The organism is Pseudomonas sp. SA233, assembly GCF_054792385.1.
On the sequence record NZ_CP096449.1, the window covers coordinates 4,242,086 to 4,267,055 of the forward strand.

General features: G+C 63.6%; 20 protein-coding genes. 7 read left to right on the forward strand and 13 right to left on the reverse strand.

Annotated elements, in window-relative coordinates; all coding sequences use genetic code 11:
• Positions 1-1,833 carry an ABC transporter ATP-binding protein gene (locus M1D87_RS19590; protein WP_015271302.1) on the forward strand — a complete coding sequence of 611 codons (1,833 nt, stop codon included), beginning with the start codon at positions 1-3 and terminating at the stop codon, positions 1,831-1,833.
• Between the two features lie 163 nt (positions 1,834-1,996).
• Here the strand turns inward: M1D87_RS19590 and M1D87_RS19595 are convergent, their stop codons facing one another.
• On the reverse strand, positions 1,997-3,124 hold the full coding sequence (locus M1D87_RS19595) for a GNAT family N-acetyltransferase (RefSeq protein WP_123083856.1): 1,128 nt from the start codon (positions 3,122-3,124) through the stop codon (positions 1,997-1,999).
• Positions 3,125-3,386: 262 nt separating this feature from the next.
• On the opposite strand from M1D87_RS19595, the gene M1D87_RS19600 reads away from it, so the two are divergent.
• Positions 3,387-4,631 (forward strand): putative porin, encoded by a 1,245-nt coding sequence (locus tag M1D87_RS19600; RefSeq protein ID WP_023660852.1) that lies wholly within the window; start codon positions 3,387-3,389, stop codon positions 4,629-4,631.
• A 217-nt stretch (positions 4,632-4,848) separates the two neighbouring features.
• Here the strand turns inward: M1D87_RS19600 and M1D87_RS19605 are convergent, their stop codons facing one another.
• Both M1D87_RS19605 and hrpA read right to left on the reverse strand, forming a co-directional pair.
• A complete protein-coding gene (locus M1D87_RS19605; protein WP_123083774.1) occupies positions 4,849-5,970 on the reverse strand; it encodes a beta-ketoacyl-ACP synthase III in 1,122 nt (373 codons plus the stop codon).
• 238 nt (positions 5,971-6,208) lie between these two features.
• Positions 6,209-10,114, reverse strand: coding sequence for an ATP-dependent RNA helicase HrpA (gene hrpA, locus M1D87_RS19610; protein ID WP_123083775.1), 3,906 nt, complete (start codon positions 10,112-10,114; stop codon positions 6,209-6,211).
• Between the two features lie 533 nt (positions 10,115-10,647).
• Between hrpA and M1D87_RS19615 the strand changes: the two genes are divergently transcribed.
• Together M1D87_RS19615 and M1D87_RS19620 are read left to right on the forward strand one after the other, a co-directional pair.
• A complete protein-coding gene (locus M1D87_RS19615; RefSeq protein WP_024087557.1) occupies positions 10,648-12,012 on the forward strand; it encodes a glutamine synthetase family protein in 1,365 nt (454 codons plus the stop codon).
• A 23-nt stretch (positions 12,013-12,035) separates the two neighbouring features.
• Entirely contained in the window at positions 12,036-13,343 is a 1,308-nt protein-coding gene (locus M1D87_RS19620) for an NAD(P)/FAD-dependent oxidoreductase (protein ID WP_015271308.1), read from the forward strand.
• Between the two features lie 158 nt (positions 13,344-13,501).
• On the opposite strand, the gene fadD1 is transcribed toward M1D87_RS19620, so the two are convergent.
• Both fadD1 and fadD2 read right to left on the reverse strand, forming a co-directional pair.
• Positions 13,502-15,199: a long-chain-fatty-acid--CoA ligase FadD1 gene (fadD1, locus tag M1D87_RS19625; protein WP_023663600.1), complete on the reverse strand. Its 1,698-nt coding sequence runs from the start codon at positions 15,197-15,199 to the stop codon at positions 13,502-13,504.
• A gap of 360 nt (positions 15,200-15,559) precedes the next feature.
• A complete protein-coding gene (fadD2, locus tag M1D87_RS19630; protein WP_123083776.1) occupies positions 15,560-17,248 on the reverse strand; it encodes a long-chain-fatty-acid--CoA ligase FadD2 in 1,689 nt (562 codons plus the stop codon).
• Positions 17,249-17,467: 219 nt separating this feature from the next.
• On the opposite strand from fadD2, the gene M1D87_RS19635 reads away from it, so the two are divergent.
• The gene (locus M1D87_RS19635; RefSeq protein ID WP_004375746.1) at positions 17,468-18,412 is read left to right on the forward strand and encodes an alpha/beta hydrolase; all 945 of its coding nucleotides are present in this window, start codon (positions 17,468-17,470) and stop codon (positions 18,410-18,412) included.
• Between the two features lie 34 nt (positions 18,413-18,446).
• Positions 18,447-18,917 carry a MaoC family dehydratase gene (locus M1D87_RS19640; RefSeq protein ID WP_012273633.1) on the forward strand — a complete coding sequence of 157 codons (471 nt, stop codon included), beginning with the start codon at positions 18,447-18,449 and terminating at the stop codon, positions 18,915-18,917.
• Positions 18,918-19,043: 126 nt separating this feature from the next.
• Here the strand turns inward: M1D87_RS19640 and M1D87_RS19645 are convergent, their stop codons facing one another.
• From M1D87_RS19645 to M1D87_RS19665, 5 genes are all read right to left on the reverse strand, one after another.
• Positions 19,044-20,282: an RNA polymerase sigma factor gene (locus M1D87_RS19645; protein WP_038410076.1), complete on the reverse strand. Its 1,239-nt coding sequence runs from the start codon at positions 20,280-20,282 to the stop codon at positions 19,044-19,046.
• The gene (locus M1D87_RS19650) at positions 20,282-20,767 is read right to left on the reverse strand and encodes an SRPBCC family protein (protein WP_013973720.1); all 486 of its coding nucleotides are present in this window, start codon (positions 20,765-20,767) and stop codon (positions 20,282-20,284) included. Before M1D87_RS19650 ends, M1D87_RS19645 begins: the two co-directional genes overlap by 1 nt.
• A gap of 21 nt (positions 20,768-20,788) precedes the next feature.
• On the reverse strand, positions 20,789-21,133 hold the full coding sequence (locus M1D87_RS19655) for a YciI family protein (RefSeq protein ID WP_013973721.1): 345 nt from the start codon (positions 21,131-21,133) through the stop codon (positions 20,789-20,791).
• Between the two features lie 44 nt (positions 21,134-21,177).
• Positions 21,178-21,603, reverse strand: coding sequence for a YybH family protein (locus tag M1D87_RS19660; protein WP_123083777.1), 426 nt, complete (start codon positions 21,601-21,603; stop codon positions 21,178-21,180).
• Between the two features lie 451 nt (positions 21,604-22,054).
• Entirely contained in the window at positions 22,055-22,312 is a 258-nt protein-coding gene (locus tag M1D87_RS19665) for a DUF2790 domain-containing protein (protein ID WP_004375752.1), read from the reverse strand.
• Between the two features lie 354 nt (positions 22,313-22,666).
• On the opposite strand from M1D87_RS19665, the gene M1D87_RS19670 reads away from it, so the two are divergent.
• Complete coding sequence (locus tag M1D87_RS19670) at positions 22,667-23,035, forward strand: GNAT family N-acetyltransferase (protein WP_039612575.1); 369 nt, start codon at positions 22,667-22,669, stop codon at positions 23,033-23,035.
• Here M1D87_RS19670 and def read toward each other — a convergent pair.
• The 3 genes from def to M1D87_RS19685 form a co-directional block, all read right to left on the reverse strand.
• Positions 22,990-23,526 (reverse strand): peptide deformylase, encoded by a 537-nt coding sequence (gene def, locus M1D87_RS19675; RefSeq protein ID WP_013973724.1) that lies wholly within the window; start codon positions 23,524-23,526, stop codon positions 22,990-22,992. The two genes, M1D87_RS19670 and def, sit on opposite strands and share 46 nt — an antisense overlap.
• On the reverse strand, positions 23,523-24,482 hold the full coding sequence (locus M1D87_RS19680) for a YihY/virulence factor BrkB family protein (RefSeq protein WP_061552646.1): 960 nt from the start codon (positions 24,480-24,482) through the stop codon (positions 23,523-23,525). Before M1D87_RS19680 ends, def begins: the two co-directional genes overlap by 4 nt.
• A gap of 221 nt (positions 24,483-24,703) precedes the next feature.
• Positions 24,704-24,883 (reverse strand): CsbD family protein, encoded by a 180-nt coding sequence (locus M1D87_RS19685; protein ID WP_015271319.1) that lies wholly within the window; start codon positions 24,881-24,883, stop codon positions 24,704-24,706.
• Positions 24,884-24,970 lie beyond the last annotated feature (87 nt).

Consider the following 24,970-nt stretch of genomic DNA (forward strand, 5'->3'; position numbering starts at 1 on the left):
ATGCTGTACCGCCGTTTCGAGCAACTGATCGACATCTTCCGCGACGCGCCCAGCGAGTCGCCACCCGGCCAGGTCTGGCCGTTCTACCTGTACTACCTGCGCCAGGTGTGGCCGAGCTTTGTCGCCCTGCTGGTGGTGGGCCTGGTCGCCTCGCTGATCGAGGTGGCGATGTTCAGCTACCTCAGCCGCATCATCGACCTGGCACAGGGCACGCCCAATGCCAGTTTCTTCAGCGAACACAGCGGCGAACTGATCTGGATGCTGGTGGTGATCCTGCTGCTGCGCCCGGTGTTCTTCGGCCTGCACGACCTGCTCGTGCATCAGACCATCAACCCCGGCATGACCAGCCTGATCCGCTGGCAGAACCACACCTATGTACTCAAGCAGAGCCTGAACTTCTTCCAGAGCGACTTCGCCGGGCGCATCGCCCAGCGCATCATGCAGACCGGCAACTCACTGCGAGACTCTGCGGTGCAGGCGGTGGATGCGCTATGGCACGTGCTGATCTACGCCATCACCTCGCTGGTGCTGTTCGCCGAGGCCGACTGGCGCCTTATGTTGCCGCTGCTGCTATGGATCGCAGGCTACATCGCCGCGCTGTTCTACTTCGTCCCCCGGGTGAAGGAGCGTTCGGTGATTTCCTCCGACGCCCGCTCCAAGCTGATGGGCCGCATCGTCGACGGCTACACCAACATCGCCACCCTCAAGCTGTTCGCCCACACCGACTTCGAACAGCAGTACGCGCGCGAAGCGATCCGCGAACAGACAGAGAAAACCCAGCTGGCCGCACGTGTGGTCACCAGCATGGACGTGGTCATAACCACCCTCAATGGCTTGCTGGTGGTCGCCACCACAGGCCTGGCGCTGTGGCTGTGGAGCCAGTCGCTGATCACCGTCGGCGCCATCGCCCTGGCCACCGGCCTGGTGATCCGCATCGTCAACATGTCGGGCTGGATCATGTGGGTGGTCAACGGCATCTTCGAGAACATCGGCATGGTCCAGGACGGCCTGCAGACCATCGCCCAGCCGGTCACCGTCACCGACCGGCCCAACGCACCAGCGCTCAAGGTCAGCCGCGGTGCGGTGCGTTTCGATGATGTGGACTTCCATTACGGCAAGGCCGCCAACGTGATCGAAGGGCTCAGCCTGGACATACGCCCGGGCGAGAAGATCGGCCTGATCGGCCCGTCGGGGGCAGGCAAGTCGACCCTGGTGAACCTGCTGCTGCGGCTGTATGACGTGCAGGGCGGGCGCATCCTCATCGACGGCCAGGACATTGCCGAAGTGAGCCAGGCCAGCCTGCGCGCGCAGATCGGCATGATCACCCAGGACACCTCGCTGCTGCACCGCTCAATCCGTGACAACCTGCTGTATGGCCGCCCCGATGCCAGCGAGGCCGCGCTTCATGAAGCGGTGCGCCGGGCCCGCGCCGACGAGTTCATCCCGCAGCTGTCGGACGCTCAGGGGCGCACCGGTTTCGATGCCCATGTGGGCGAGCGCGGAGTCAAGCTGTCGGGTGGCCAGCGCCAGCGCATCGCCATTGCCCGGGTGCTGCTGAAGAATGCACCGATCCTGATCATGGACGAGGCCACTTCGGCGCTGGACTCGGAGGTAGAGGCAGCAATCCAGGAAAGCCTGGAGACGCTGATGCAGGGCAAGACGGTGATCGCGATTGCCCACCGGCTTTCCACCATCGCCCGGATGGACCGGCTGGTAGTGCTGGACAAGGGGCGGATTGTCGAGAGTGGCAGCCACAGTGAACTGCTGGAGCAGCAAGGCTTGTATGCCCGGTTGTGGCATCACCAGACCGGGGGGTTTGTCGGAGTGGATTGACCCCTGCTCAGGCCTCACAGCCCCCTTGAAGCCTGTGCGGTCCATGTAGGAGCAGCCTTGTGCTGCGAAGAGTCCATCAGTGCCAAAGGAGATTTTTTGCCCTACCGGCCTCTTCGCAGCACAAGGCTGCTCCTACAGGTCCTGGATAGCCATTACAAATGGATCAGTCCCGGCGATAGGGCAACATCCCCCTGGCCTCCTCGGCATACGCCAGCACCCCTTCCCGCTCCTGCGCCAGAAAATCCTCTACCGCCCGCCGCAGCCCCGGGTGCAGCAGGTAGTGCCACGACCGCGTCAGCACCGGCTCGAACCCTCGAATCAGCTTGTGCTCCCCCTGTGCCCCGGCATCGAAACGCTGCAGCCCTTCGGCAATGGCAAAGTCCATGCCCTGGTAGAAACAGGTTTCGAAATGCAGCCGGTCGAACTCGTCCAGGCACCCCCAATAACGGCCAAACAGGCTGTCGCCCCCCACCAGGCTCAGGGCCATGGCCACATCACGGCCACCCTGCCGCGCCATCACCACGCGCAACGCTTCGGGCATGCGCTCGGCAAGCAGGCTGAAGAACTCGCGTGTCAGGTAGGGCGCACGGCGGCGCACCGCGTAGGTATTGGCGTAGCAGCGGTAGACGAAATCCCACTGCGCCTCATCCAGTTCAGCCCCACGGTACCAGCGGAATTCAATACCGTGCCCGGCCACCTGTTCACGCTCCTTGCGCATCTGCTTGCGCTTGCGCGAACTCAGGCTGTCGAGAAAATCCTGGAAGTCACGGTAGCCGTGGTTGCGCCAATGAAACTGGCAGCCCAGGCGCTCCATCCAGCCAGGCTGGCCTGCCAGTTGCTCGTCCAGCGCCGGCTCGGTGAAATTGATGTGCGCGCCAGACAGCCCTCCCTTGGCCAGGTACTCCGGCAACGCCTGCAGCACCAGCAAGCCATCGGCTGGGTCGGCGGCGAGCAGGCGCGGGCCGCTGACCGGGCTGAACGGCACGGCACCGAGCAGCTTGGGGTAGTAGGCAATGCCGGCCCGCTCACAGGCATCGGCCCAGCCATGGTCGAACACGTACTCGCCAAACGAGTGCCATTTGCGGTACGCCGGCAGCAGCGCCCGTACCCGCCCGTCACCTTCCAGCACCAGGTGCTCGGCGGCCCAGCCGGTGTTGCGCGCGACGCTGCCGCTGTCCTCCATGGCGCTGAGAAACGCATGGCGCAGGAACGGTTGGCCAGCGGGCACCAGGGCATCCCAGGTGGCCGCCGGAAGATCACGCAAATGAGCAAGGCTGTACAGGCTGGTCACGGTTTCGGCTCGCTGTTTCAAGGTACCCAGTATCCCCAAGGAAGGCCCGCCACTCAAATCACGATAGCCGGGACAGATCCTTTTATTCTCAATTACTTAACCGCAGTGCCACCAATTCGACATTAATCTGTCATTCGCCCCCGCAATACTTGCGCCTGTTTTCCGGAACCCCAGAACCTGTCTATTCAGGCCCTTTCCGAAGACATGCCAACACAGGGGCGGGCGCTTGAGCCTCCCCATCTTATTCAACAGGGAGAACCTTATGCGTCTTGTTTCTACACTTACCGGAGTGAGCCTCACCGGCATGATGCTGGCTCTGAGTACTCCGGCCAGTGCAGCTGTCGACGCCAAGCTGCTCGAAATGCTCCGCGCCAATGGCTCGATCAACCAGGCGCAGTACAACGAACTGCAGGCGGACCTGGCTCAAGAAACCAAGGAAAAGGCCGCTCAGAAAGCTCAGTCCGAACGGATGAGCTCCTTTGAACAGAAAGTGGCATGGGCCGCCAAGACCCAGGTCAAGGGTGATTTGCGCCTGCGTTACGAAGACGTCAACGTCGACGACCCGAACAGCAGCAGCGGCAACCAGGACCGCCAGCGCGTGCGTGCCCGTGTCGGCTTCTACAGCGAAATCAACCCGCAGGTCGACGCGGGCATCCGTATCGCCACCGGCAGCAGTGCCGACCGCCGTTCGACCAACCAGAGCTTCGACAACTACTTCGACAAGAAGTCGCTGTGGGTCGACCAGGCCTACCTCGACTGGCACCCGACTGCAGTTCCCAACCTGCACCTGATTGGCGGCAAGATGGCGCAGCCATGGGTGAGCATGGGCGACATCATCTGGGATAGCGACATCAACCCGGAAGGCGTGGCAGCCACCTACAAGACCGACCTGGGCGGGGCCGAAGTGTTCGCCAGCGCCGGTCAGTACACCCTCAAGGACAACGTCGATGGCGACGGCGTGCAATACAAGCATGACGCACAGGTCTATCACGGCCAGTTGGGCGCCAAATTCGCCCCGGCCGATGTGCTCAAGCTGACCGTAGGTGCCAGTATCTATGGCTACGACAACGACAAGGAAGCCACCATCCTGCAGTCGTTCGGCAACACCACCAACGAGTTCAACCTCGTGGAAGGCTTCGGCCAGCTGGACTTCACCGGCTTTGCCATCCCGCTCTCTGCTTACGGTCAGTATGTGAAAAACACCGAAAGCACCGATGGCGAAGACCAGGCCTGGTTGGCGGGCCTGAAAACCAAGGTCGGGGCATGGAGCCTGGACTACAACTACCGCGACGTGCAGCGTAACGCCGTGGTCAGCCTGTTCACCGACTCTGACTTTGGCAACGGCTTTACCGGTTCGCGCGGGCACAAGTTCAAGGTCGGATATGAAATCGACAAGAACTTCTCCCTGGGCGCTGCCTACCTGATGGCCAAGACCGACCTGTCGCAGTTGCCCAACAGCGATGCCGATGTAGATACCCTGCAGGTAGACCTGGAAGCCAAGTTCTAAGCAAAACCCTGCAGCGCTTCACCTGAAGCGGGAAATGCCGACCCCATCCGGCGTTTCCCGCTTTTTTTGTGAGATTGCAGAGGGCTGCCTTGCAGCCCATTCGCAGCACAAGGCTGCTCCTACAGAGGAATGCGAACCCTGCAACCGGCGCGTTTTCCTGTAGGAGCAGCCTTGTGCTGCGAATGGGCCGCAAAGCGGCCCCGATATTTCGAAGCAATCAGCGCTTGCGCAGGATCACGCTACCAATCGAATACCCCGCACCAAACGAGCTCAACACACCCAGCGAGCCCTTGGCCAGGTCGTCCTGGTACAGGTGGAAGGCAATCACCGACCCTGCCGAACTGGTGTTGGCATAGCGATCGAGAATCACCGGTGCATCCTCTTCGGCCACTTCACGCCCAAGCAGCTTCTTGACGATCAGCTGGTTCATGCTGAGGTTGGCCTGGTGCAGCCAGAAGCGTTTCACATCGCTTGGTTGCAGCCCGTTTTCCTGCAGGTGCTCACCGATCAGCTCGGCCACCTTCGGGCACACCTCGCGGAACACCTTGCGGCCTTCCTGGATGAACAGCTTGTCCGCCGCGCCCTCGCCCTCTTCCGCCGCGCGGTTGAGGAAGCCGAAGTTGTTACGGATGTTGTTGGAGAACTCGGTCCACAGCTTGCTGCTGACGATGTCGAACTGGTGCGCCGAGGTGGCCTTGTCAGCACGCTCGAGCAACACCGCAGTGGCAGCATCACCAAAGATGAAGTGGCTGTCGCGGTCACGGAAGTTCAGGTGGCCGGTGCACACCTCCGGGTTGACCATCAGCACCGCGCGCGCCTGGCCCAGGGCCACGCTGTTGGCGGCGGTCTGGATGCCGAAAGTGGCCGACGAGCAGGCCACGTTCATGTCGAAGGCAAAGCCCTGGATGCCCAGCGCCTGCTGCACTTCGATGGCGATGGCCGGGTACGGGCGCTGCAGGTTGGAGCAGGCGACGATCACCCCGTCGACATCGGCCGCCGTGCGACCGGCGCGCTCCAGGGCCTGGCGGGCAGCGGCCACGGCCATTTCGCAGAGCACCGACGGTTCGTCGTTGGAGCGCTCGGGCAGGCGCGGCTTCATGCGCTGCGGGTCGAGAATGCCGGCCTTGTCCATGACGAAGCGGCTCTTGATGCCCGAGGCCTTTTCGATGAACGCGGCATCGGACAGCGGCGCCGCCTCGACTTCACCGCGCTCGATGGCGGCGGCGTTGTCCTGGTTGAACTGCTGCGACCAGGTGTTGAAGGACGCCACCAGTTCTTCGTTGGAAATGCTCTGGGCCGGGGTGTACAGGCCGGTGCCGCTGATCACGACGTTATGCACGGTCGTTCCTCTGGTCAAAGGCCATCGCCACGGGGCGCTGGCTGGGAAACATGACAGGTTAATGGCACTTTAGTGCCAATTTAGGGGCGAGGGCTGCGCCCTCGTTCGCGGGTAAACCCGCTCCCACAGGGATTGCGCCGCTCCCGAGGACACTGCTGCACCTGTGGGAGCGGGTTTACCCGCGAAGGGGCCACCAGGCGGCCCCAAATTGCATCAATATTGCCACAACTGTGGAAGTTTAGCCCTCCACCTGGCTCCATTGCTTGCTCAATCGCTTGTCGGAAATCGGCACTTTTGTCCCCAACTGCTGGGCAAACAGCGAAACCCGATATTCCTCCAGCCACCAGCGGTACACCGTCAGTTGCTCATCGCGCTTGCCTTCCTGGGCATGCTTGTCGGCACGGGCCTTGTACTGCGCCCACAGGTTGGCCAGCTCACCGCTCCACACCCGGTCCTTCTGCACCTGCGAACCCAGCTTCTCCAGGCGCAGTTCCACCGCCTTGAGGTAACGCGGCAGCTCCTTGAACCAGCCCCCAGGGGTTTCGCGCACGAAGCCCGGGTACACCAGGTTGCCGAGCTGTTGCTTGATGTCGTTAAGCGCCACTGCCTGGCTCAGGTCGATCTTGCCCTTGAAGCGCTTCTGCAGCCCATGCCACAGCTTCAGCACTTCCAGGGTCTGCCGTGCCAGGCGCTCGGCATGCTCGGCCCAGCTGCCGCGCTTGCGCTCGGCCAGGCCAGCCAGGGCCGCACCATCGCGTGGCAGCGGCTGTTCGCCTTCAAGGATGCAGCTGTCCAGGCTGGCCAGCAGAATATCCTCGACCAGCGCCTCGACCCGGCCCATTTCACGGTACAGCAGGCCCAGCTCGGTCAGCCCCGGCAGCTTGCCGCGCAGGTACTTGGCCGGCTCGGCCAGCTGCTGCAGCAACAGACGCTGCAACGCGCGGCGGTGCTGGAATTCGGCTTCGGCCTGGGTCGAGAAACGCCCTTCGCGCACGGTGCCGCCCTCTTCCACCAGTGCCGGGTACACGGTCATCGACAGGCCGGCGATCTTCTGCTGCGCGGTCTGCTTAACCTCGCTGAAAGCCTTGGCCTGTACCGGCTGCTCGCTCTTGGCGTCACGCGGCACGGCCAACGCTGCCTGGCTGGCTGCAGCGAAGCGCGCGGTCAGCTCGGCCAGATCGCGGCCTTCACCCAGGAACTTGCCCTGGCCATCGACCACTTCGATGTTCATGCGCAGGTGGCCTTCGACCAGGTTGACCGACTCGTCCCATGCCTCGTCGGGCACACGGGCGCCGGTCATGCGCAGCAGTTCCTGGCCCAGGGCCTGCGGCAATGCGCCCTGGCCGAAGGTCATGCGCGCCAGCGAGGCCTTGACGAAGTCCGGCACCGGCACAAAGTTCTTGCGCAGCGCCTTGGGCAGGTTGCGCACCAGCGCCACGCACTTGGCTTCCAGCAGGCCGGGCACAAGCCATTCCAGGCGCTCGCCCGGCAAGCTCGGCAGCAGCGGCGCCGGTACCCGCACGGTCACGCCATCGCGGGGGTGCCCGGGCTCGAAGTGGTAACTCAGCGGCAGGCGCAGCTCGCCCACCTGCAGGCTGTCGGGGTACTGCGCGGCGGTGACTTCGCTGGCCTCGCGGGCCAGCACGTCTTCCTCGCGCATGATCAGCAGGTTGGCGTCCTTCTGGCTGCCCATGCGGTACCAGCTGTCGAAGGTCGCCGTCTGGTGGATTTCCGCCGGCAGACGCGCTTCGTAGAAGGCATACAGCGTCTCTTCGTCGGCCAGGATGTCACGGCGACGGGCCTTGGCCTCCAGCTCGTCGAGCTCTTCCAGCAGGCGCTTGTTGGCCGCCAGGCACTTGGCCCGCGACTGGATTTCGCCACCCACCAGGCCTTCGCGGATGAACAGCTCGCGCGAGGTGACCGGGTCGATCGGGCCGAAATGCACAGGCCGACGGCCGACCAGGATCAGCCCGTACAGAGTGATCTGCTCGTAGGCCACGACCTGCCCGCGCTTCTTCTCCCAATGCGGTTCGAAGTGGTTCTTCTTGACCAGGTGGCCGGCCAACGGCTCGATCCAGTCCGGCTCGATCCTGGCCACCATGCGGGCGTACAGCTTGGTGGTTTCGACCAGCTCGGCAGCCATTACCCACTGTGGGCGCTTGCGCCCCAGGCCCGACGACGGGTGCACCCAGAAGCGCCGCTGGCGGGCGCCCTGGTAGTCGCCCTCTTCAGTCTTCTGGCCGATCTGGCTGAGCAGGCCACTGAGAATGGCCTTGTGCATTTTCGGGTAGTCGGACGGGTCCTTGTTCACTGTCAGCTGCAGGTCACGGCAGATCAGCGCCAGCTGGCGATGGGCATCGCGCCATTCGCGCAGGCGCAGGTAGTTCAGGAAGTTCTTGCGGCACCAGTTGCGCAGCGGGTTGGCGGTCAGCGCCTGGCGCTGTTCCTCGAAGCCACGCCACAGGTTGACCAACGCGGCGAAGTCGGAATCCACGTCCTTCCATTGCGCGTGCGCCTGGTCGGCGGCCTGCTGGCGCTCCGGCGGGCGTTCGCGCGGGTCTTGCACCGACAGCGCACTGGTGACGATCAGCACTTCCTGCAGGCTGCCCAGGCGGGCGCCTTCGAGCAGCATGCGCCCCAGCCGCGGGTCGATTGGCAGGCGCGCCAGTTGGCGACCGATCGGCGTCAGCTGGTTTTCGCGGTTGACCGCCGACAGCTCCTGCAGCAGGTTGAAACCATCGCTGATGGCCTTGCCATCCGGCGGCTCGATGAACGGGAAGGCGTCGATTGCGCCCAGGCGCAGGTGCAGCATCTGCAGGATCACTGCCGCCAGGTTGGTGCGCAGGATCTCCGGGTCGGTGAACGCCGGCCGGCTGTTGAAATCCTCTTCGCTGTACAGGCGCACGCAGATACCCGGCTCGACCCGGCCGCAGCGGCCCTTGCGCTGGTTGGCACTGGCCTGCGACACGGCCTCGATCGGCAGGCGCTGCACCTTGGCGCGGTAGCTGTAGCGGCTGATGCGCGCGGTACCGGTATCGATCACGTAGCGGATGCCCGGCACGGTCAGCGAGGTTTCCGCAACGTTGGTGGCCAGCACCACACGGCGCCCGGTGTGTGGCTGGAAGATGCGCTGCTGCTCGGCCGGCGACAGGCGCGCGTACAACGGCAGGATCTCGGTGTGGCGCAGTTGCGCCTTGCGCAAGATCTCGGCGGCATCACGGATCTCGCGCTCGCCCGGCAGGAAGATCAGCACATCGCCGGGGCCCTTGCCCTCACTCCGCTCGTGGTGCGCCAACTCATCCAGCGTGGCGAGGATGGCCTGGTCGACGGTGAGGTCGTCCTCGATCTGGTTGCCCTCCTCGTCCTGCTCGCTGGTCAGCGGGCGGTACCAGGTTTCCACCGGGAAGGTACGCCCGGACACCTCGATGATCGGCGCGCCGTCGAAGTGTTTGGAGAAGCGCTCCAGGTCGATGGTCGCCGAGGTGATGATCAGCTTCAGGTCCGGGCGGCGGTGCAGCAGGGTCTTCAGGTAGCCGAGCAGGAAGTCGATGTTCAGGCTGCGTTCGTGGGCTTCGTCGACGATGACCGTGTCGTAGCGCTCGAGGAAACGGTCGTGCTGGGTTTCGGCCAGCAGAATGCCGTCGGTCATCAGCTTGACCAGGGTGTTGGCGTCGCTCTGGTCTTCGAAACGCACCTGGTAGCCGACCAGCCCGCCCAGCGGCGTGCCCAGCTCTTCGGCGACCCGCGCGGCAACGCTGCGGGCGGCGATCCGGCGTGGCTGGGTGTGGGCGATCAGGCCATGGCTGCCACGGCCCAGTTCGAGACAGATCTTCGGCAACTGGGTGGTCTTGCCCGAGCCGGTTTCGCCGGCGATAACCAGCACCTGGTGCTCGGCCAGGGCCTTCTTGATTTCGTCACGCTTGGCAGCGATTGGCAGGCTGTCGTCGTAGAGCACGGTCGGCACGCTCTGCTGGCGCGCGGTGACCTGGGCGCAGGACGCCTGGACCTTTTCCACCCACTGCGCCAGCTTCGCCTCGTCGGGGCGCTTGCGCAGTTCGTGCAATTGCCGGCGCAGGCGATGGCGGTCGGCGATCATGGCGTGGTCGAGGTTTTGCAGCAGTTTGTCGATGGCGTGGTCAGTCATGGGGCTTTTTAGTGATGCAGGTGGGCCTGCTTTTTCATGATCGGCATTCGAAGGATGCGCGATTGTCGCAGATTTGCCGGTTCTCTGCTGCCTGTGACGGCCTCTTCGCGGGTAAACCCGCTCCTACAGGGACCGCACAGCACCCAGCCTTGATGCAATCCTGTAGGAGCGGGTTTACCCGCGAAGAGGCCAGGTGCAACGGCACAAATGTTTAGCCAGGTGCGATGTAAAGGTTGCCATTCACTGCTTTAATCAACCTTACGCCGCATGTGAGTATCAAAGGCATGACTCCCGTCCAGCCCATCGCCCCACCGTCGTCCCGCCCTTCGCAAGCGAAGGCCCGGCGCCGTGCTGGTGAGAATCCGCTGGTCCACATCATCCTCGCCTTCTGGGCCCTGTGGCACTGCCGTCACGCACGCCCACCGGATTTCTCGCTCACGCCGTTGTGACCAGACCCGGCCGTCTTCCGGCCGTTTGACTCAGCCGGGCCGCCAGCATGCGCGGTGGCCCGTGCGCCCGTGAGCGAATCCATCATGCACTTTGCACCTGTAGAGCAGGCCAGCCGTTTTCTGGCCGACAACCCCGATATCGAACTGTTCGAACTGTTCATCCTCGACGCCAATGGCGTGCCGCGCGGCAAGCTGCTGCACCGCGACGAACTGTTGGCCGTGTACCAGACCGGCCGGCCGCTGCCCAGCACCATTCTCGGCCTGACCCTGAACGGCGACGACGTGGAAAACTCCGGCCTGGTGTGGGACGTGGGCGACATCGACTGCCGCGCCTACCCGCTTGAAGGCAGCCTGGTGCGCCTGCCCTGGCGCCGGGTGCCGACCGCCGCGGTGCAGGTGAGCATGCACCCGAACGAGGGCCTGCCGGCCAGCATCGCCGACCCGCGCCATGTGCTACTGCGTACCATCGAGGCGTTGAAGGCCGACGGCTACCATCCGGTGATGGCCTGCGAGCTGGAGTTCTACCTGCTGGACCAGCAACCTGATGCCCAGGGCCGCCCGCAACCGGCACTGGACAATGACGGCGGCCGCCCACGCACCACCCAGGTGTATGGCCTGCGCGAACTGGAGCAGATCGAGCCGTTCCTTGCCGACCTCTACGCCGCCTGCAAGGCCCAGGGCATCCCGGCGCGCACGGCGATTTCGGAATACGCCCCCGGCCAGGTGGAAATCACCCTCGAGCACGGCGACGCCCTGCAGGCGATGGACCAGGCCGTGCGCTACAAGCGCCTGGTCAAAGGCATTGCCCATGCCCATGGCATGCAGGCCTGCTTCATGGCCAAGCCGTTCGCGCAACTGGCCGGCACCGGCATGCACATGCACCTGAGCCTGGCCGACAGCGCCGGCAACAACCTGTTCGCCAGTGAGGACAAAGCCGGTACCCCGCTGCTGCGCCAGGCCGTGGCAGGCATGCTGCGACACCTGCGCGACTCGCTGCTGCTGTTCTGCCCCAACGCCAACTCGTTCCGCCGCTTCCAGGCCAACAGCTATGCCCCGCTGGCGCCAACCTGGGGCGTCGACAACCGCACCGTGAGCCTGCGCATACCGGGCGGTCCAGCCAACAGCCGGCACGTGGAGCACCGCATCTGCGGCGCCGATGCCAACCCCTACCTGGCCGCTGCGGCGATCCTTGCCGCCAGCCACTGGGGCATTCGCCAACAGCTGGACCCGGGGGCACCGGTGGAAGGCAATGGCTATGCCCAGGCCACCGAACACCTGCCCACCGACTGGCTGACTGCCCTCGACGCCCTGCAGCATTCGAGCTGGGCTCGCGAAGCACTGGGCGAGGACTTCCTTGGCGTGTACCTGAAGGTCAAGCGCGCCGAGTACCGCCAGTTCATGGCCGAAGTCAGTGAGCAGGACTGGCGCTGGTACCTGCACCAGGCCTGATCCCCGGATAACAAGGAACACCCATGAATGCAGCATTGAACAAAGGGCCGGCGCAACGCGCGCCGTCCTACTACAGCGCCACCCTCAACGACCACACCGAGTACCCGCAGCTCAAGGGCACGGTACAGGTGGATGTGGCGATCATCGGCGGCGGCTTTACCGGCGTGGCCACGGCGGTGGAGCTGGCCGAGCGTGGCCTGAAGGTGGCCATCGTCGAAACCAACCGCATCGGCTGGGGTGCCAGTGGGCGCAACGGCGGCCAGGTCACCGGCAGCCTGTCGGGCGACGAAGCCATGCGCTCGCAGATGCGCAACCGCCTCGGTACCGAGGTCGATGACTTCATCTGGCACTTGCGCTGGCGCGGGCACCAGGTGATCGAGCAGCGCGTGGCACGCTACAACATCGACTGCGACCTCAAGCGCGGCCACCTGCACGCGGCCATGAAGCCCTCGCACATGGACGAGCTGCGCGCATTCGAAGCCGAGGCCCGGCGGCGCGGCATGGGCGAGCAGGTACAACTGCTGGACCGCGATGGCGTGGCCGAGCACCTGCAAAGCCCGCTGTACCTGGGCGCGCTGAAAAACCTGCGCAACCTGCACCTGCACCCGCTCAACCTGTGCCTGGGCGAGGCCCGTGCTGCCCATGGCCTGGGGGCGCTGATTTTCGAAAACTCCGAAGTGCTGGACATCGTCCACGGCCCGCGCCCGGCGGTGGTCACTGCCCACGGGCGGGTCGAGGCGCGCCAGGTGATGCTGGCCGGCGATGTGTACCACAAACTGGAAAAGCGCCAGCTCAAGGGCAAGATCTTCCCGGCCATGGGCGGCATCGTCACTACCGCACCGCTGGGGGAACTGGCCGAACAGATCAACCCGCAGGACCTGGCGGTATACGACTGCCGCTTCGTCCTCGATTACTACCGGCTGACCGCCGACAAGCGCCTGCTGTTTGGCGGTGGCGCCAACTATTCCGGCCGTGATTCACGGGATATCGAAGGCGAACTGCGCCCGTGCATCGAGCGCACCTTCCCGGCGTTGAAAGGTGTGCCGATCGAATTCCAGTGGAGCTGCGCCATGGGCATCGTGGTCAACCGCATCCCGCAGCTGGGCAAGCTGTCGGACAACGTTTGGTATTGCCAGGGTTATTCGGGGCACGGCATTGCCACCAGCCACATCATGGGCGAGATCATGGCCGAAGCGTTGACCGGGACGCTGGAGAAGTTCGACACCTTCGCCCAGTGCAAGCATGTGCGGGTGCCGATGGGGGACTTGCTGGGCAATCCGCTGCTGGCGGCGGGGATGTGGTACTACCAGATGCTGGAGAAACTGCGCTGAACCTGAGGCCTGCGCAACCTCTGTAGGAGCGGCCTCGTGTCGCGATCGGGCCGCGAAGCGGCCCCAGCAATTTCAGCATCACGGCTGAAAACCTGGGGCCGCTTCGCGACCCGATCGCGACACAAGGCCGCTCCTACACAGACCGCGCTGGCTGGGCGTCAGGCGATCTTCTTCAAGCCCTGTTTCTTCAGCTCTTCATCGCGCAGCTCACGGCGCAGAATCTTGCCAACGTTGGTAGTTGGCAGCGCGTCGCGGAACTCGATCTGGCGCGGGACCTTGTAGCCGGTGACGTTGGCGCGCATGTGCTCCATCACCTGTTCCTTGGTCAGGGTCATGCCCGGCTTGACCACGATGAACACCTTGATCACTTCACCGGACTTCTCGTCCGGCACGCCGATGGCCGCGCACTGAAGCACGCCCGGCAGCGCCGCCAGCACATCCTCCAGCTCGTTGGGGTACACGTTGAAGCCCGAGACCAGGATCATGTCCTTCTTGCGGTCGACGATGCGCATGTAACCATCTGGCTGGATCACGGCGATGTCGCCGGTCTTCAGCCAGCCATCGCTGTCGAGAATCTCGGCAGTGGCCTCCTCACGCTGCCAGTAGCCCTTCATCACCTGCGGGCCCTTGACGCACAACTCGCCCACCTCGCCCAGCGGCAGCTCGTTGCCGTTGTCGTCGATGACCTTGCACAGGGTGGACGGCACCGGAATACCGATGGTGCCGACCTGGTTGGCCTCCGCCGGGTTCACCGCAGCCACCGGGCTGGTCTCGGTCATGCCATAGCCTTCGCAGATGGCGCAGCCGGTCACGGCCTTCCAGCGCTCGGCCACGCTCAGTTGCAGGGCCATGCCGCCAGAAAGGGTGATCTTCAGCGCCGAGAAGTCCAGGGCACGGAACGCCTCGTTGTTGCACAAGGCAACGAACAGGGTGTTGAGGCCGACGAAGCCGCTGAACTTCCACTTGCCCAGTTCCTTGACCATGGCTGGCAGGTCACGCGGGTTGCTGATCAGCACGTTGTGGTTGCCGATCAGCATCATTGCCATGCAATGGAAGGTAAAGGCGTAGATGTGGTACAGCGGCAGCGGGGTGATGAGGATTTCGCAGCCTTCGTGCAGGTTGGAGCCCATCAGCGCCCGGCACTGCAGCATGTTGGCCACCAGGTTGCGGTGGGTCAGCATCGCGCCCTTGGCCACGCCGGTGGTACCACCGGTGTACTGCAGCACCGCCACGTCGTTGGCCTGCGGGTTGGCCTCGGTCACCGGCTGGCCCTTGCCCTGCGCCAGAGCGTCGTTGAAGCGTACGGCACGCGGCAGGTTGTAGGCCGGCACCATCTTCTTCACGTACTTGATCACGCTGTTGATCAGCAGGCGCTTGAGCGGCGGCAGCAGGTCGGCCACTTCGGTGACGATGACGTGCCTGACCTGGGTCTTGGGCACTACCTTCTCGGCCAGGTGGGCCATGTTGGCCAGGCACACCAAGGCCTTGGCGCCGGAGTCGTTGAACTGGTGTTCCATTTCCCGTGCGGTGTACAGCGGGTTGGTGTTGACCACGATCAGCCCGGCACGCATGGCACCGAATACCGCCACCGGGTATTGCAGTACGTTAGGCAGCTGCACGGCAATGCGGTCACCCGGCTTGAGGTCGGTATGCTGCTGCAACCAGGCGGCAAACGCTCCCGACAGCGCATACAGCTCGCCATAAGTGATAGTCTTGCCCAGGTTGCTAAAGGCCGGTTTGTCGGCAAAGCGTTGGCAGGATTGCTTGAGTACCGCCTGGATATTGGGGAATTCGTCAGGATTGATTTCCGCCGTAATCCCGGCTGGGTACTTATCCTTCCAAAAATTTTCGATCATGGAAGCCCACTCCTTCAGCAACAGCGAAGTTCGATTCACGCGTCGATGCGCTTATTATTGATATGGGATGACGGCTCGTTGCAAACCGGATCATCTGAAAGCGGGCCGAGAGTAACAGCTTTGCCTGGGGTCGCCTAGAGGCCAAAACAGGCCTCACGGTCATAAAAATGACTCAATGAACAATACAGGTCATTTTTAGAGTAATTATCCAAAATGTCGCAGATCGGGCTGTAAATAGCCTGCTAGAGCGGTTTGAAAGCATTCGCGGGTGAACCCGCTCCCACACAGGTGCTGCACAGGCCTTGAGAACTGCAAGCCCCCTGTGGGAGCGGGTTCACCCGCGAAGAAGCCAACCCGGTATCAAGCTATGTCGCGCAGCTCCCGCCGCAGGATCTTGCCCACCGGCGTCATCGGCAACGACTCGCGCAGCACGATGTGCTTGGGCACCTTGTAGCCGGTGAAGTTGGCCTTGCAGTAGGCCTTCAGCTCATCCACGCTCAGCCCGCCCTCGCGCGGCACAACGAACAGCTTCACCGCCTCGCCGGAGCGCTCGTCCGGTACGCCGATGGCCGCGCAGTTGGCGACCTTGGGATGGCCCATCACCACATCCTCGATCTCGTTGGGGTACACGTTGAAACCCGAGACGATGATCATGTCCTTCTTGCGGTCGACGATGCGGGTGAAGCCGTCCGGGTCGATCACCGCGATGTCGCCGGTCTTGAACCAGCCCTCCGCATCCAGGGCCTGGGCCGTGGCCTCGGGCTGCTGCCAGTAGCCTTTCATCACCTGCGGGCCCTTGATGCACAGCTCGCCCCGCTCGCCCAGCGGCAGCTCGTTGCCGTCATCGTCGATCACCTTGAAGGCGGTGCCCGCCACCGGGATGCCCACCGTACCCAGACGCGCCAGCTGGCCATAGGGGTTGGTGCTGGCCACCGGCGAGGTTTCGGTCAGGCCGTAGCCTTCGACGATGCGGCAACCGGTAAGCGCCTCCCAGCGCTCGGCGGTGGCCTTGACCAGTGCGGTGCCGCCGGAGTTGGTGACCTTCAGCGCCGAAAAGTCGAGCTGGCGGAAGCCCGGGTGGTCCATCAGTGCGACGAACAGCGTGTTCAGCCCCAGCAAGGCGGAGAAACGCCATTTGCCCAGCTCCTTGATGAAGCCGGAAATATCCCGCGGGTTGGTGATCAGCACGTTGTGGTTGCCAGTAACCATCATGCACATGCAATTCGCGGTAAAGGCATAGATGTGGTAAAGCGGCAGCGGCGCGATCATCACCTCCTGGCCGTCCTTGATCAGCTTCTGCCCGTCCGGCCCGTGCTGCGAGAAGCAGGCCAGCACCTGCAGCATGTTGGCCACCAGGTTGCCGTGGGTGAGCATGGCGCCCTTGGCCAGGCCGGTGGTGCCACCGGTGTATTGCAGCACGGCAGTGTCGTCCAGGCTGAGCGGCACCGGCTTGTGCGACAGCTCGCGGCCCTGGCGCAGCACCTGCTTGAACGACACAGCCTGGGGCAGCTGGTAGGCCGGCACCATCTTCTTGACCTTGTCGACCACGGTGTTGACCAGCCAGCCCTTGGCGGTGGGTAGCAGGTCGCCCATCTTCGCCTCGATCAGGTACTCGATGCCGGTATCGGGCAGCACCTCCTGCACGCGCTTGCCGAACATGTTCAGGTACACCAGCGCACGTGCGCCGCTGTCCTTGAACTGGTGACGCATCTCGCGCTCGGTGTACAGCGGGTTGGTGTTGACCACGATCAGGCCAGCGCGCAGGGCACCGAACACAGCGATGGGGTATTGCAGCACATTGGGCATCTGCACCGCGATGCGGTCGCCCGGCTTGAGGTCGGTGTGCTGCTGCAGCCAGGCGGCGAAGGCCGCCGAATGGCGTTCCAGGTCCGCGTAGGTCAGGGTCACGCCCAAATTGCTGAAGGCCGGGCGGTCGGCGAAGCGTTTGCAGGAGCGCTCGAACACCTCGACGACCGAGGTGTAGGCATTGATGTCGATGGTGGAAGGCACGCCCGCCGGGCGCTTGTCATTCCAGAAGTCGGCTTGCATTTATTATTGTTCCTCTGCCTGGACCTGCTGTGAGTCCTGTAATCCTTTCACCTGCCCGCCCGAAAGCGAAAAGGCGTTGATCCGACGTTAGCAGGTAAGCCCCAGGTGGCATATACGCCAAGTGCCGCCATTAACATTGTGAATCTTATTTGTGCCCTTCCTGCAATCCGGTCGGTTGTGCATACACTGTTCGGGTACCTGTGCGCACAAGGACCCGCCATGCCTCACGACGCCTTCTGGCTACCCGCCAGCGAGCACTGCAGCCTGTATGTGCACCAATGGTTGCCGGCCACACCGGTAAAAGCCGTGGTGCTGCTGGCCCATGGCATGGCCGAGCACGCCGGGCGCTACCAGCACCTGGGCCATGCCTTGAGCGAGGCCGGCTTCGCCCTGTTCGCCCCCGACCAGCGCGGCCATGGACGCACGGCCGAGCTGGGCAGCCTCGGCCTGTTCGCCCGCCATCATGGCTGGAATGCCGTGGTCAACGACATCGGGCTGCTGGCCCAGCACATTGGTCAGCAATTCCCGTGCACGCCGCTGTTCCTGTTCGGCCACAGCATGGGCAGCTACATCGCCCAGGCCTACCTGCTGCACCACAGTGGCAGCCTGCACGGGGCGATCCTTAGTGGTTCCAACTACCAGCCGGCAGCGCTCTACCGTGTGGCGCGCCTGATTGCCCGGCTGGAGGCCTGGCGCCAAGGGCCGCTGGGAAAGAGCGCGCTCATAGAGTGGTTGTCGTTCGGCTCGTTCAACAAGGCTTTCAAGCCCAACCGCACGGCGTTCGACTGGCTCAGCCGCGACCCGGCGCAGGTCGACCTGTATGTCAACGACCCGCTCTGCGGCTTTCGCTGCAGCAACCAGTTGTGGCTCGACCTGCTGCAAGGCTTGGCGCAGATCAGCCAGCCGAGTAACCTCGCGCAGATCGATCCTAACCTGCCGCTGCTGGTGATAGGTGGTGAATGTGATCCGGTCAGTGCCGGCAAGCGTCTCACCCATCTGGCCGACGCCCTGCGCGCGACCGGCAATCGACATGTACAGCTGCGCGTCTACCCTGAGGCGCGGCACGAAGTACTCAACGAAACCAACCGTGACGAGGTCACCAGCGATATCCTTGGCTGGCTTGAACAGGCACTGGCCCTTGGCCGCCCTGTGCGCAGTGAATGATAGCCGCCCTCGCCTACCCCTTAAGGAAGCCCCGATGTCCCAGGTCACCAACACGCCTTACGAAGCCCTCGAAGTCGGCCAGAAGGCCGAGTACAAAAAGTCGGTCGAAGAACGCGACATCCAGTTGTTCGCCGCGATGTCCGGTGACCACAACCCTGTACACCTGGACGCCGAGTTCGCTGCCAAGAGCATGTTCCGCGAGCGCATTGCCCACGGCATGTTCAGCGGCGCGCTGATCAGTGCTGCAGTGGCCTGCACCCTGCCTGGCCCTGGCACCATCTACCTGGGCCAGCAGATGAGCTTTCAGAAGCCGGTGAAAATTGGCGATACCCTGACCGTGCGCCTGGAAATCCTGGAGAAGCTGCCCAAGTTCAAGGTACGTATCGCCACCAATGTCTACAACCAGAACGATGAGCTGGTGGTTCAGGGTGAGGCCGAGATCCTCGCACCGCGCAAGCAGCAGACCGTCGAGCTGGTTTCGCCGCCGAATTTTGTGGCTAGCTGAAAAGTGATGTAGGCAGTACCGGCCCTATCGCCGGCAAGCCAGCTCCCACTGGATCACCACAATGTTCAAGCCTGTGGTGACCCTGTGGGAGCTGGCTTGCCGGCGATAGGGCCAGTAAAGCAAACATCATTCAATAGCCTGCAACCGCCGCTCGATATGCCTGCGCTCCGGCTCCTGCCGGGTCAACGCCAGCGCCTGCCGCCAGGCCGCCCGGGCCTCTTCCATATGCCCCAGCTGGTAATGCAGCTCACCCCGCGTCGCATGCGCCAGGTGATAGTCCAGCAACTCTCCCCGCGCCAGAATCCCTTCGACCTCCCGCAGGCCAACCTCCGGCCCATCCCGCTTCGCCAGCGCCACGGCCCTGTTCAGTTCAACCACAGCTGACGGCCAATGCCGCTGCAGCACGTCATACAGCCCGACGATCTCCGCCCAGTCGGTCGCTTCGGCCGTCGCCGCCTCGGCATGCACCGCCGCAATCGCCGCCTGCACGGTATAGGCCCCGAACGCCCGGCTTTGCAAGGCCTGGCGCACCAATTCGCAACCTTCGGCAATGCGTTGCCGGTCCCACAGGCTACGGTCCTGCTGCTCCAGCAACACCAGGTTACCCCGGCCATCGGTACGCGCCCGCTGCCGGGATGCCTGCAGCAACATCAAGGCCAGCAGGCCGACCGCCTCCGGGTCGGGCAGCAACTGCACCAGCAGCCGCGCCAGGCGTATGGCTTCATCGCTCAGCTCCTGCTGCAACAGCGCCTCGCCCGACGACGCCGAATAGCCCTCGTTGAACACCAGGTAGATCACCCGCAGCACACTCTCCAGGCGCTCGGGCAGTTCGTTCAGTTCCGGCACCTGGTAAGGGATGCCGGCATCGCGGATCTTGGCCTTGGCGCGCACGATACGCTGGGCGATGGTGGCCGGGCTCTGCAGGAAAGCACGGGCGATCTGCTCGGTGGTCAGGTCGCAGACTTCACGCAGGGTCAGCGGCACCTGGGCATCGGCGGACAAGGCCGGGTGGCAGCAGGTGAAGATCAGCCGCAAGCGGTCGTCGGCCAGCAGCTCTTCTTCGCTGGGGTCCTGCGCCTGGCCGTCGAGCAGCATGCTCAGGTCCGCCTGGGAACGGTCGAACCGGGCGCGCCGGCGCAGCGCATCGATGGCCTTGAAGCGGCCGGTGGACACCAGCCACGCCCGCGGGTTATCGGGGATACCGTCGCGCTGCCAGCGTTCGACGGCGATGAAGAAGGCATCGTGCATGGCCTCCTCGGCCAGGTCGAAATCACCCAGCAGGCGGATCAGCGTCGCCAGGATGCGCCGTGACTCGCTCCGGTAGACCGCCTCGACCTCGGCGCGCACCTGCGCCAGTGCCGTCATCAGTCGGGCATCCGCTGGGTCACCACCTCCACCAGGCGGTCCAGGCTTTCTCCCCAGCCCTGGTGGAAGCCCATTTCCTCATGGGCGCGGCAGTCGGCGGCATTCCAGTGCCAGGCGCGGGCGGTGTAGCGGGTTTTGCCTTGCTCCTCGTCAAAGCTGATCACGGCAGTCATGAACGCCTTGTCCGAAGGCACCCAGCCTGGGCCGAAGGCATCGGTGAACACCAGCCGTCGCGGCGCAGCAATCTCCAGGAATACGCCCTGGTTCGGGTAATCGCTGCCATCCGGCGCCCGCATCACGGTGCGGAACAGGCCACCGATCCACAACTGCATCTCACATTCCGGGGTGGTCATGCCGTGCGGCCCCCACCATTGCATCAGCCACTGAGGGTCGGTCCAGGCGCGGAACACCTTGGACGGCGGTGCGTCGATCAGGCGACTGATGGACAACTCGTGTTGCACTTGCGCGGGGTGTGCCAGGCTCATGCTGGGAAGTCTCCATTGCTGTCAGGGTTGCAGTTCGCGCACCGGCCGCACCTCGACACTGCCGACCCGTGCGGCGGGGATGCCCTTGGCGATGTTCAGCGCCTCGTTCAGGTCACGGGCTTCCACCAGGTAGAAGCCCGCCAACTGCTCCTTGGTCTCGGCGAACGGGCCGTCGGTCAGGCTCATGTGCCCGTTGCGCATGCGCACTGTGGTGGCGGTCTGCACCGGCTTCAGCGCCTCGGCCGCCAGCATTCGCCCGGAGCCTTGGATGGATTCGGCATACGCCATGCATTCGGCGTCTTCCGGGCTGTCGGGCAGGCTGTGCAACAGCCCCTCGTCACAATAGACCAGACACAGGTATTTCATGGTCGCCTCCAGGGCATTGGCAAAGTGCGATTGGCGATAACGGCTCAGGGCTTGAGATCGAACAGGGCTTTCTGGGTTTCCATGTCGAATGGCGCCGACCAGTGTTCGTGGATTACCCGCCACTGACCACCTTGACGACGATAGCCCACGGTGGCGCGCATGAAGCCGCACTGGCTTTCGTTGTCCGCGGGGCCACAGCGGTTAAGCCAGTGGGCCAGGGCCAGGTCGCCAGCGGCATGCACGGTGAGTTCGGCGTATTCGAAAACCATGGGGCCGGGGCACATGCCCATGCACATTTCCCAGTGCGCCCGGTAGGTTGCCTTGCCCTTGAACTGCAGGGCCTGGATGGCATCGAAGGCGACGATGTCGTCGGCATAGGGAGCGATGATGTTGGGGATGTCGCGATCGCGCACGGCCTGCATCCAGCGCTCGATCAATTGGCGGATCTCGGTTTCGGCTGCGGTGCTCATCGGGGGTTCCTCCGACAGGTCATGGGTGATTGGGCACGGGGGGGCAACGTGCTCTCACCTATGGTCGAACGAGGGACGGAGGAATCGACAGGTCGAGGAAATTATTCTGGGTTGGTTGTGGTTTGAAATGCATATGGGGGATTGCGTCGGGGCGACAAGGTGCATGCCTTGGGTGATGTGGCGCCTGTGAGACCGAGCGCCGCCCGCGCGGCGCTTCGCAGCACAAGGCTGCTCCTACATTTGTTTCGGGCCAATTAATCCTGAGGCAAAGGCGCGCGGTCCCTTGGCGTCCATCTCGATATCGTGTCGGACAAACAAGGCGTTCGCGTGCTCTGGCACAGGCGTTACTGGCCAGAAACAGATGTAGGAGCAGCCTTGTGCTGCGAAGCGCCGCGCGGGCGGCGCTCGGTCTCACAGGCGCTGAAAATGCTGTGGCAGGCCCTTGGCGGGCTCAACCCTGCTGGCACCCCTCACCCATGGCACGGTACTGGATGGTGTGCACCTGGCCCTGATGGTCTTCGTAGGTCATGGTCGCAGGTACCACTTCGCAGACGTTGGGGATGGTCGACAGGTTGATCACCCGCTTGATGTCCAGGTTCATGGAGTAGTCGTACTGCTGGGCGACGGGCTCGCTGGAGACGGGTCTGGCCTCATCGGCGAGGGCGAACGAGGACATACCGACCAATGCAAGAATCAGTAATGGTTTCATGTGAGTTTGCCTTTTGAGCATTCAAGCTGATCGATTGACTTCTATTGCCGTGCCCGGCGCGGAGAAGTTGCCATCTACGGTGAAGATGGCACGAAGTACCGATCCCGCTTCGTACTGCCAGTGGGGATGGCTAAAAGTCTACTCCCGGCCTGGAATAGTTGAACCCCGAACTCGGACATTCACCCTTGCCAGATATGCAACAATCTGCGACAAGTTGACCGCAAAACATCGGGCCAGAGCCTCTGGCCACCTTTCAGGGCAGGGCGCGCAATTTCTGAAAATTTGTACTGTTCGAAACTTTCGGCCCCGGAACGCCGGCTGCTGGACCACTTTTACCGCCAGCACGGCTCACGCATGCGTGCTGCGGGCGACGCTGAGCTATGGGTGGCGCGGGGTCCCGGCATCATCGCGGGCCTGAGCCTGAGCCCGGTGGGCGAAGGCTTCTGGCTGACCGGGTTATTCGTCGACCCGCAGCGGCGCAGCCAAGGGGTGGCCGGGCGGTTGGTCGAGGCGGCGCTGGCGCAGGTTGGCGGGCCCACCTGGCTGTTCTGCCACCCGGACCTTGCGCCCTTCTACCAGCGCTTGGGCTTCGACATCGCCCAGCAGTTGCCGGAAACCCTGGCTGGCCGCCTGCAGCGCTACCAGCGCAGCAAACGCCTGGTGGCACTGCAACGGGGTCAGTCGTCGCTGGCGTCGAGCCCGGGGAACAGCACCTCGGTGTAGCCGAACCGGGAAAAGTCCTGGATGCGTGACGGGTAAAGCCGGCCGATCAGGTGGTCGCATTCATGCTGCACCACCCGCGCATGGAAGCCGTCGGCAAAACGGTTGATCGGGTTGCCCTGGGGGTCGATGCCTTCATAGCAGATGTGCTTGAAACGCGGCACCACGCCGCGCAGGCCGGGCACCGACAGGCAGCCTTCCCAACCGTCCTCGATCTCGCTGGATGTGGGCGTGATGACCGGGTTGAGCAGGATAGTCTGCGGCACCGGTTCGGCATCCGGGTAACGCTCGCTGCGCTCGAAGCCGAAGATCACCAGCTGCAGGTCGATACCGATCTGTGGGGCGGCCAGGCCCACACCACCCACATGGCGCATGGTTTCGAACATGTCGTCGATCAGTTGCTGCAGTTCGGCGCTGCCGAGCATGTGCTCGGGCACTGGCGGGGCGATGCGCAGCAGGCGTTCGTCGCCCATCTTGAGAATGTCACGGATCATCGGGGGTTCGGCTCTGAAGATGGGTGCTCGCTCGGAACGGGGTGCTCATGGCCTAGCACGGTAATGGTTTCGCGGGGTTTGTGCTCATCGACGTCCTTCTCGCCAGGGTTCTTGCCCTCGCTCGACATGTGCTCGATCACTGCGTTCATCTCCGCGCCCAGCAGCAAAACGGCGGCGGAGATATAGAAATACAGCAATAGCACGATGATTGCACCGATACTGCCGTACATGGCGTTGTAGTCGGCAAAGGTCTTCACGTAGTAGGCAAAGCCCAGCGACGCCAAGATCCACACCACCACCGCCAGCACCGAGCCCGGGGTGATGAAGCGGAACTGCTGCTTCACATCGGGCATCACGTAGTAGATCAGCGCCACCGCCACCATCATCAGGATAATGATCGCCGGCCAGCGCAGGATGGTCCACACTGTGACGATCACCTCCTGCATGCCGACCTGGGCGGCAATCCACTCCATCACCTGCGGGCCCAGCACCATCAGCGCCGCTGCCACCAGCAACATGCCGGCAATGCCCACGGTGTAGATGATCGACAACGGAATGCGCTTCCACACCGGGCGGCCCTCGGGCACATCGTAGGCGGCGTTCATCGCGCTCATCATCAGGCGCACACCGGCCGATGCGGTCCACAAGGCAATCACGATACCCACCGACAACAGCCCGCCCTTGGACTGCTGCAACTGGTCGATCACCGGGTTCACCTGCTCCAGCGCCTGGGGTGGCAGCACCAGTTCCGATTGCAGGCGCAGCCAGGAGAAGAAGTCCGGCAGGTGCAGGAAACCGATCAGGGCGATCAGGAACAGCAGGAACGGGAACAACGAGAACAGCATCTGGTAGGCCAGTGCGGAAGCGTAGGTCGACATCTCGTCGTCGAGGAATTCCTTGACGGTGCGTACCAGCACGCGGTGCAGGGGCAGGCCGCGCAGGTCGGGGAAAATCATAGCGTCTCCTTTCGCCGCTTGATTCGTGAGTACCACGGGTAAGTCTAATAGACCATGCCGCTGCTGTGCTGATCCCGGCCATGCTGCAAGAATTTGCTTACGCCAGTAGCGGCCTATTCGCGGGCACGCCCGCTCCCACAGATACCGCACAGTGCTTGAAATCTGTTCAGTACCTGTGGGAACGGGCATGCCCGCGAAAAGGCCGGGACAGGCCACTCACATCAAGGCTTTTTCACCGCGTCCTTCACGTTGCCCTTTATCTGTTGCCCCTCGCCCTTGAGCTCCTGCGCTTCACCCTCGGCCCGCAGCCGCTCGTTGTCGGTAACTTTGCCGACACCCTGCTTGACGTTGCCGATCGCTTCGTTGGCCAGGCCTTTCGCTTTGTCTTTGGTACCGCTCATGGCAAAACTCCTGCAATTGGGGGCACGTGGACCGTGCCGACAGTCGGTGGACCCGACGCCTTCGCCAAGCGTTCCAACAGTTTTTTC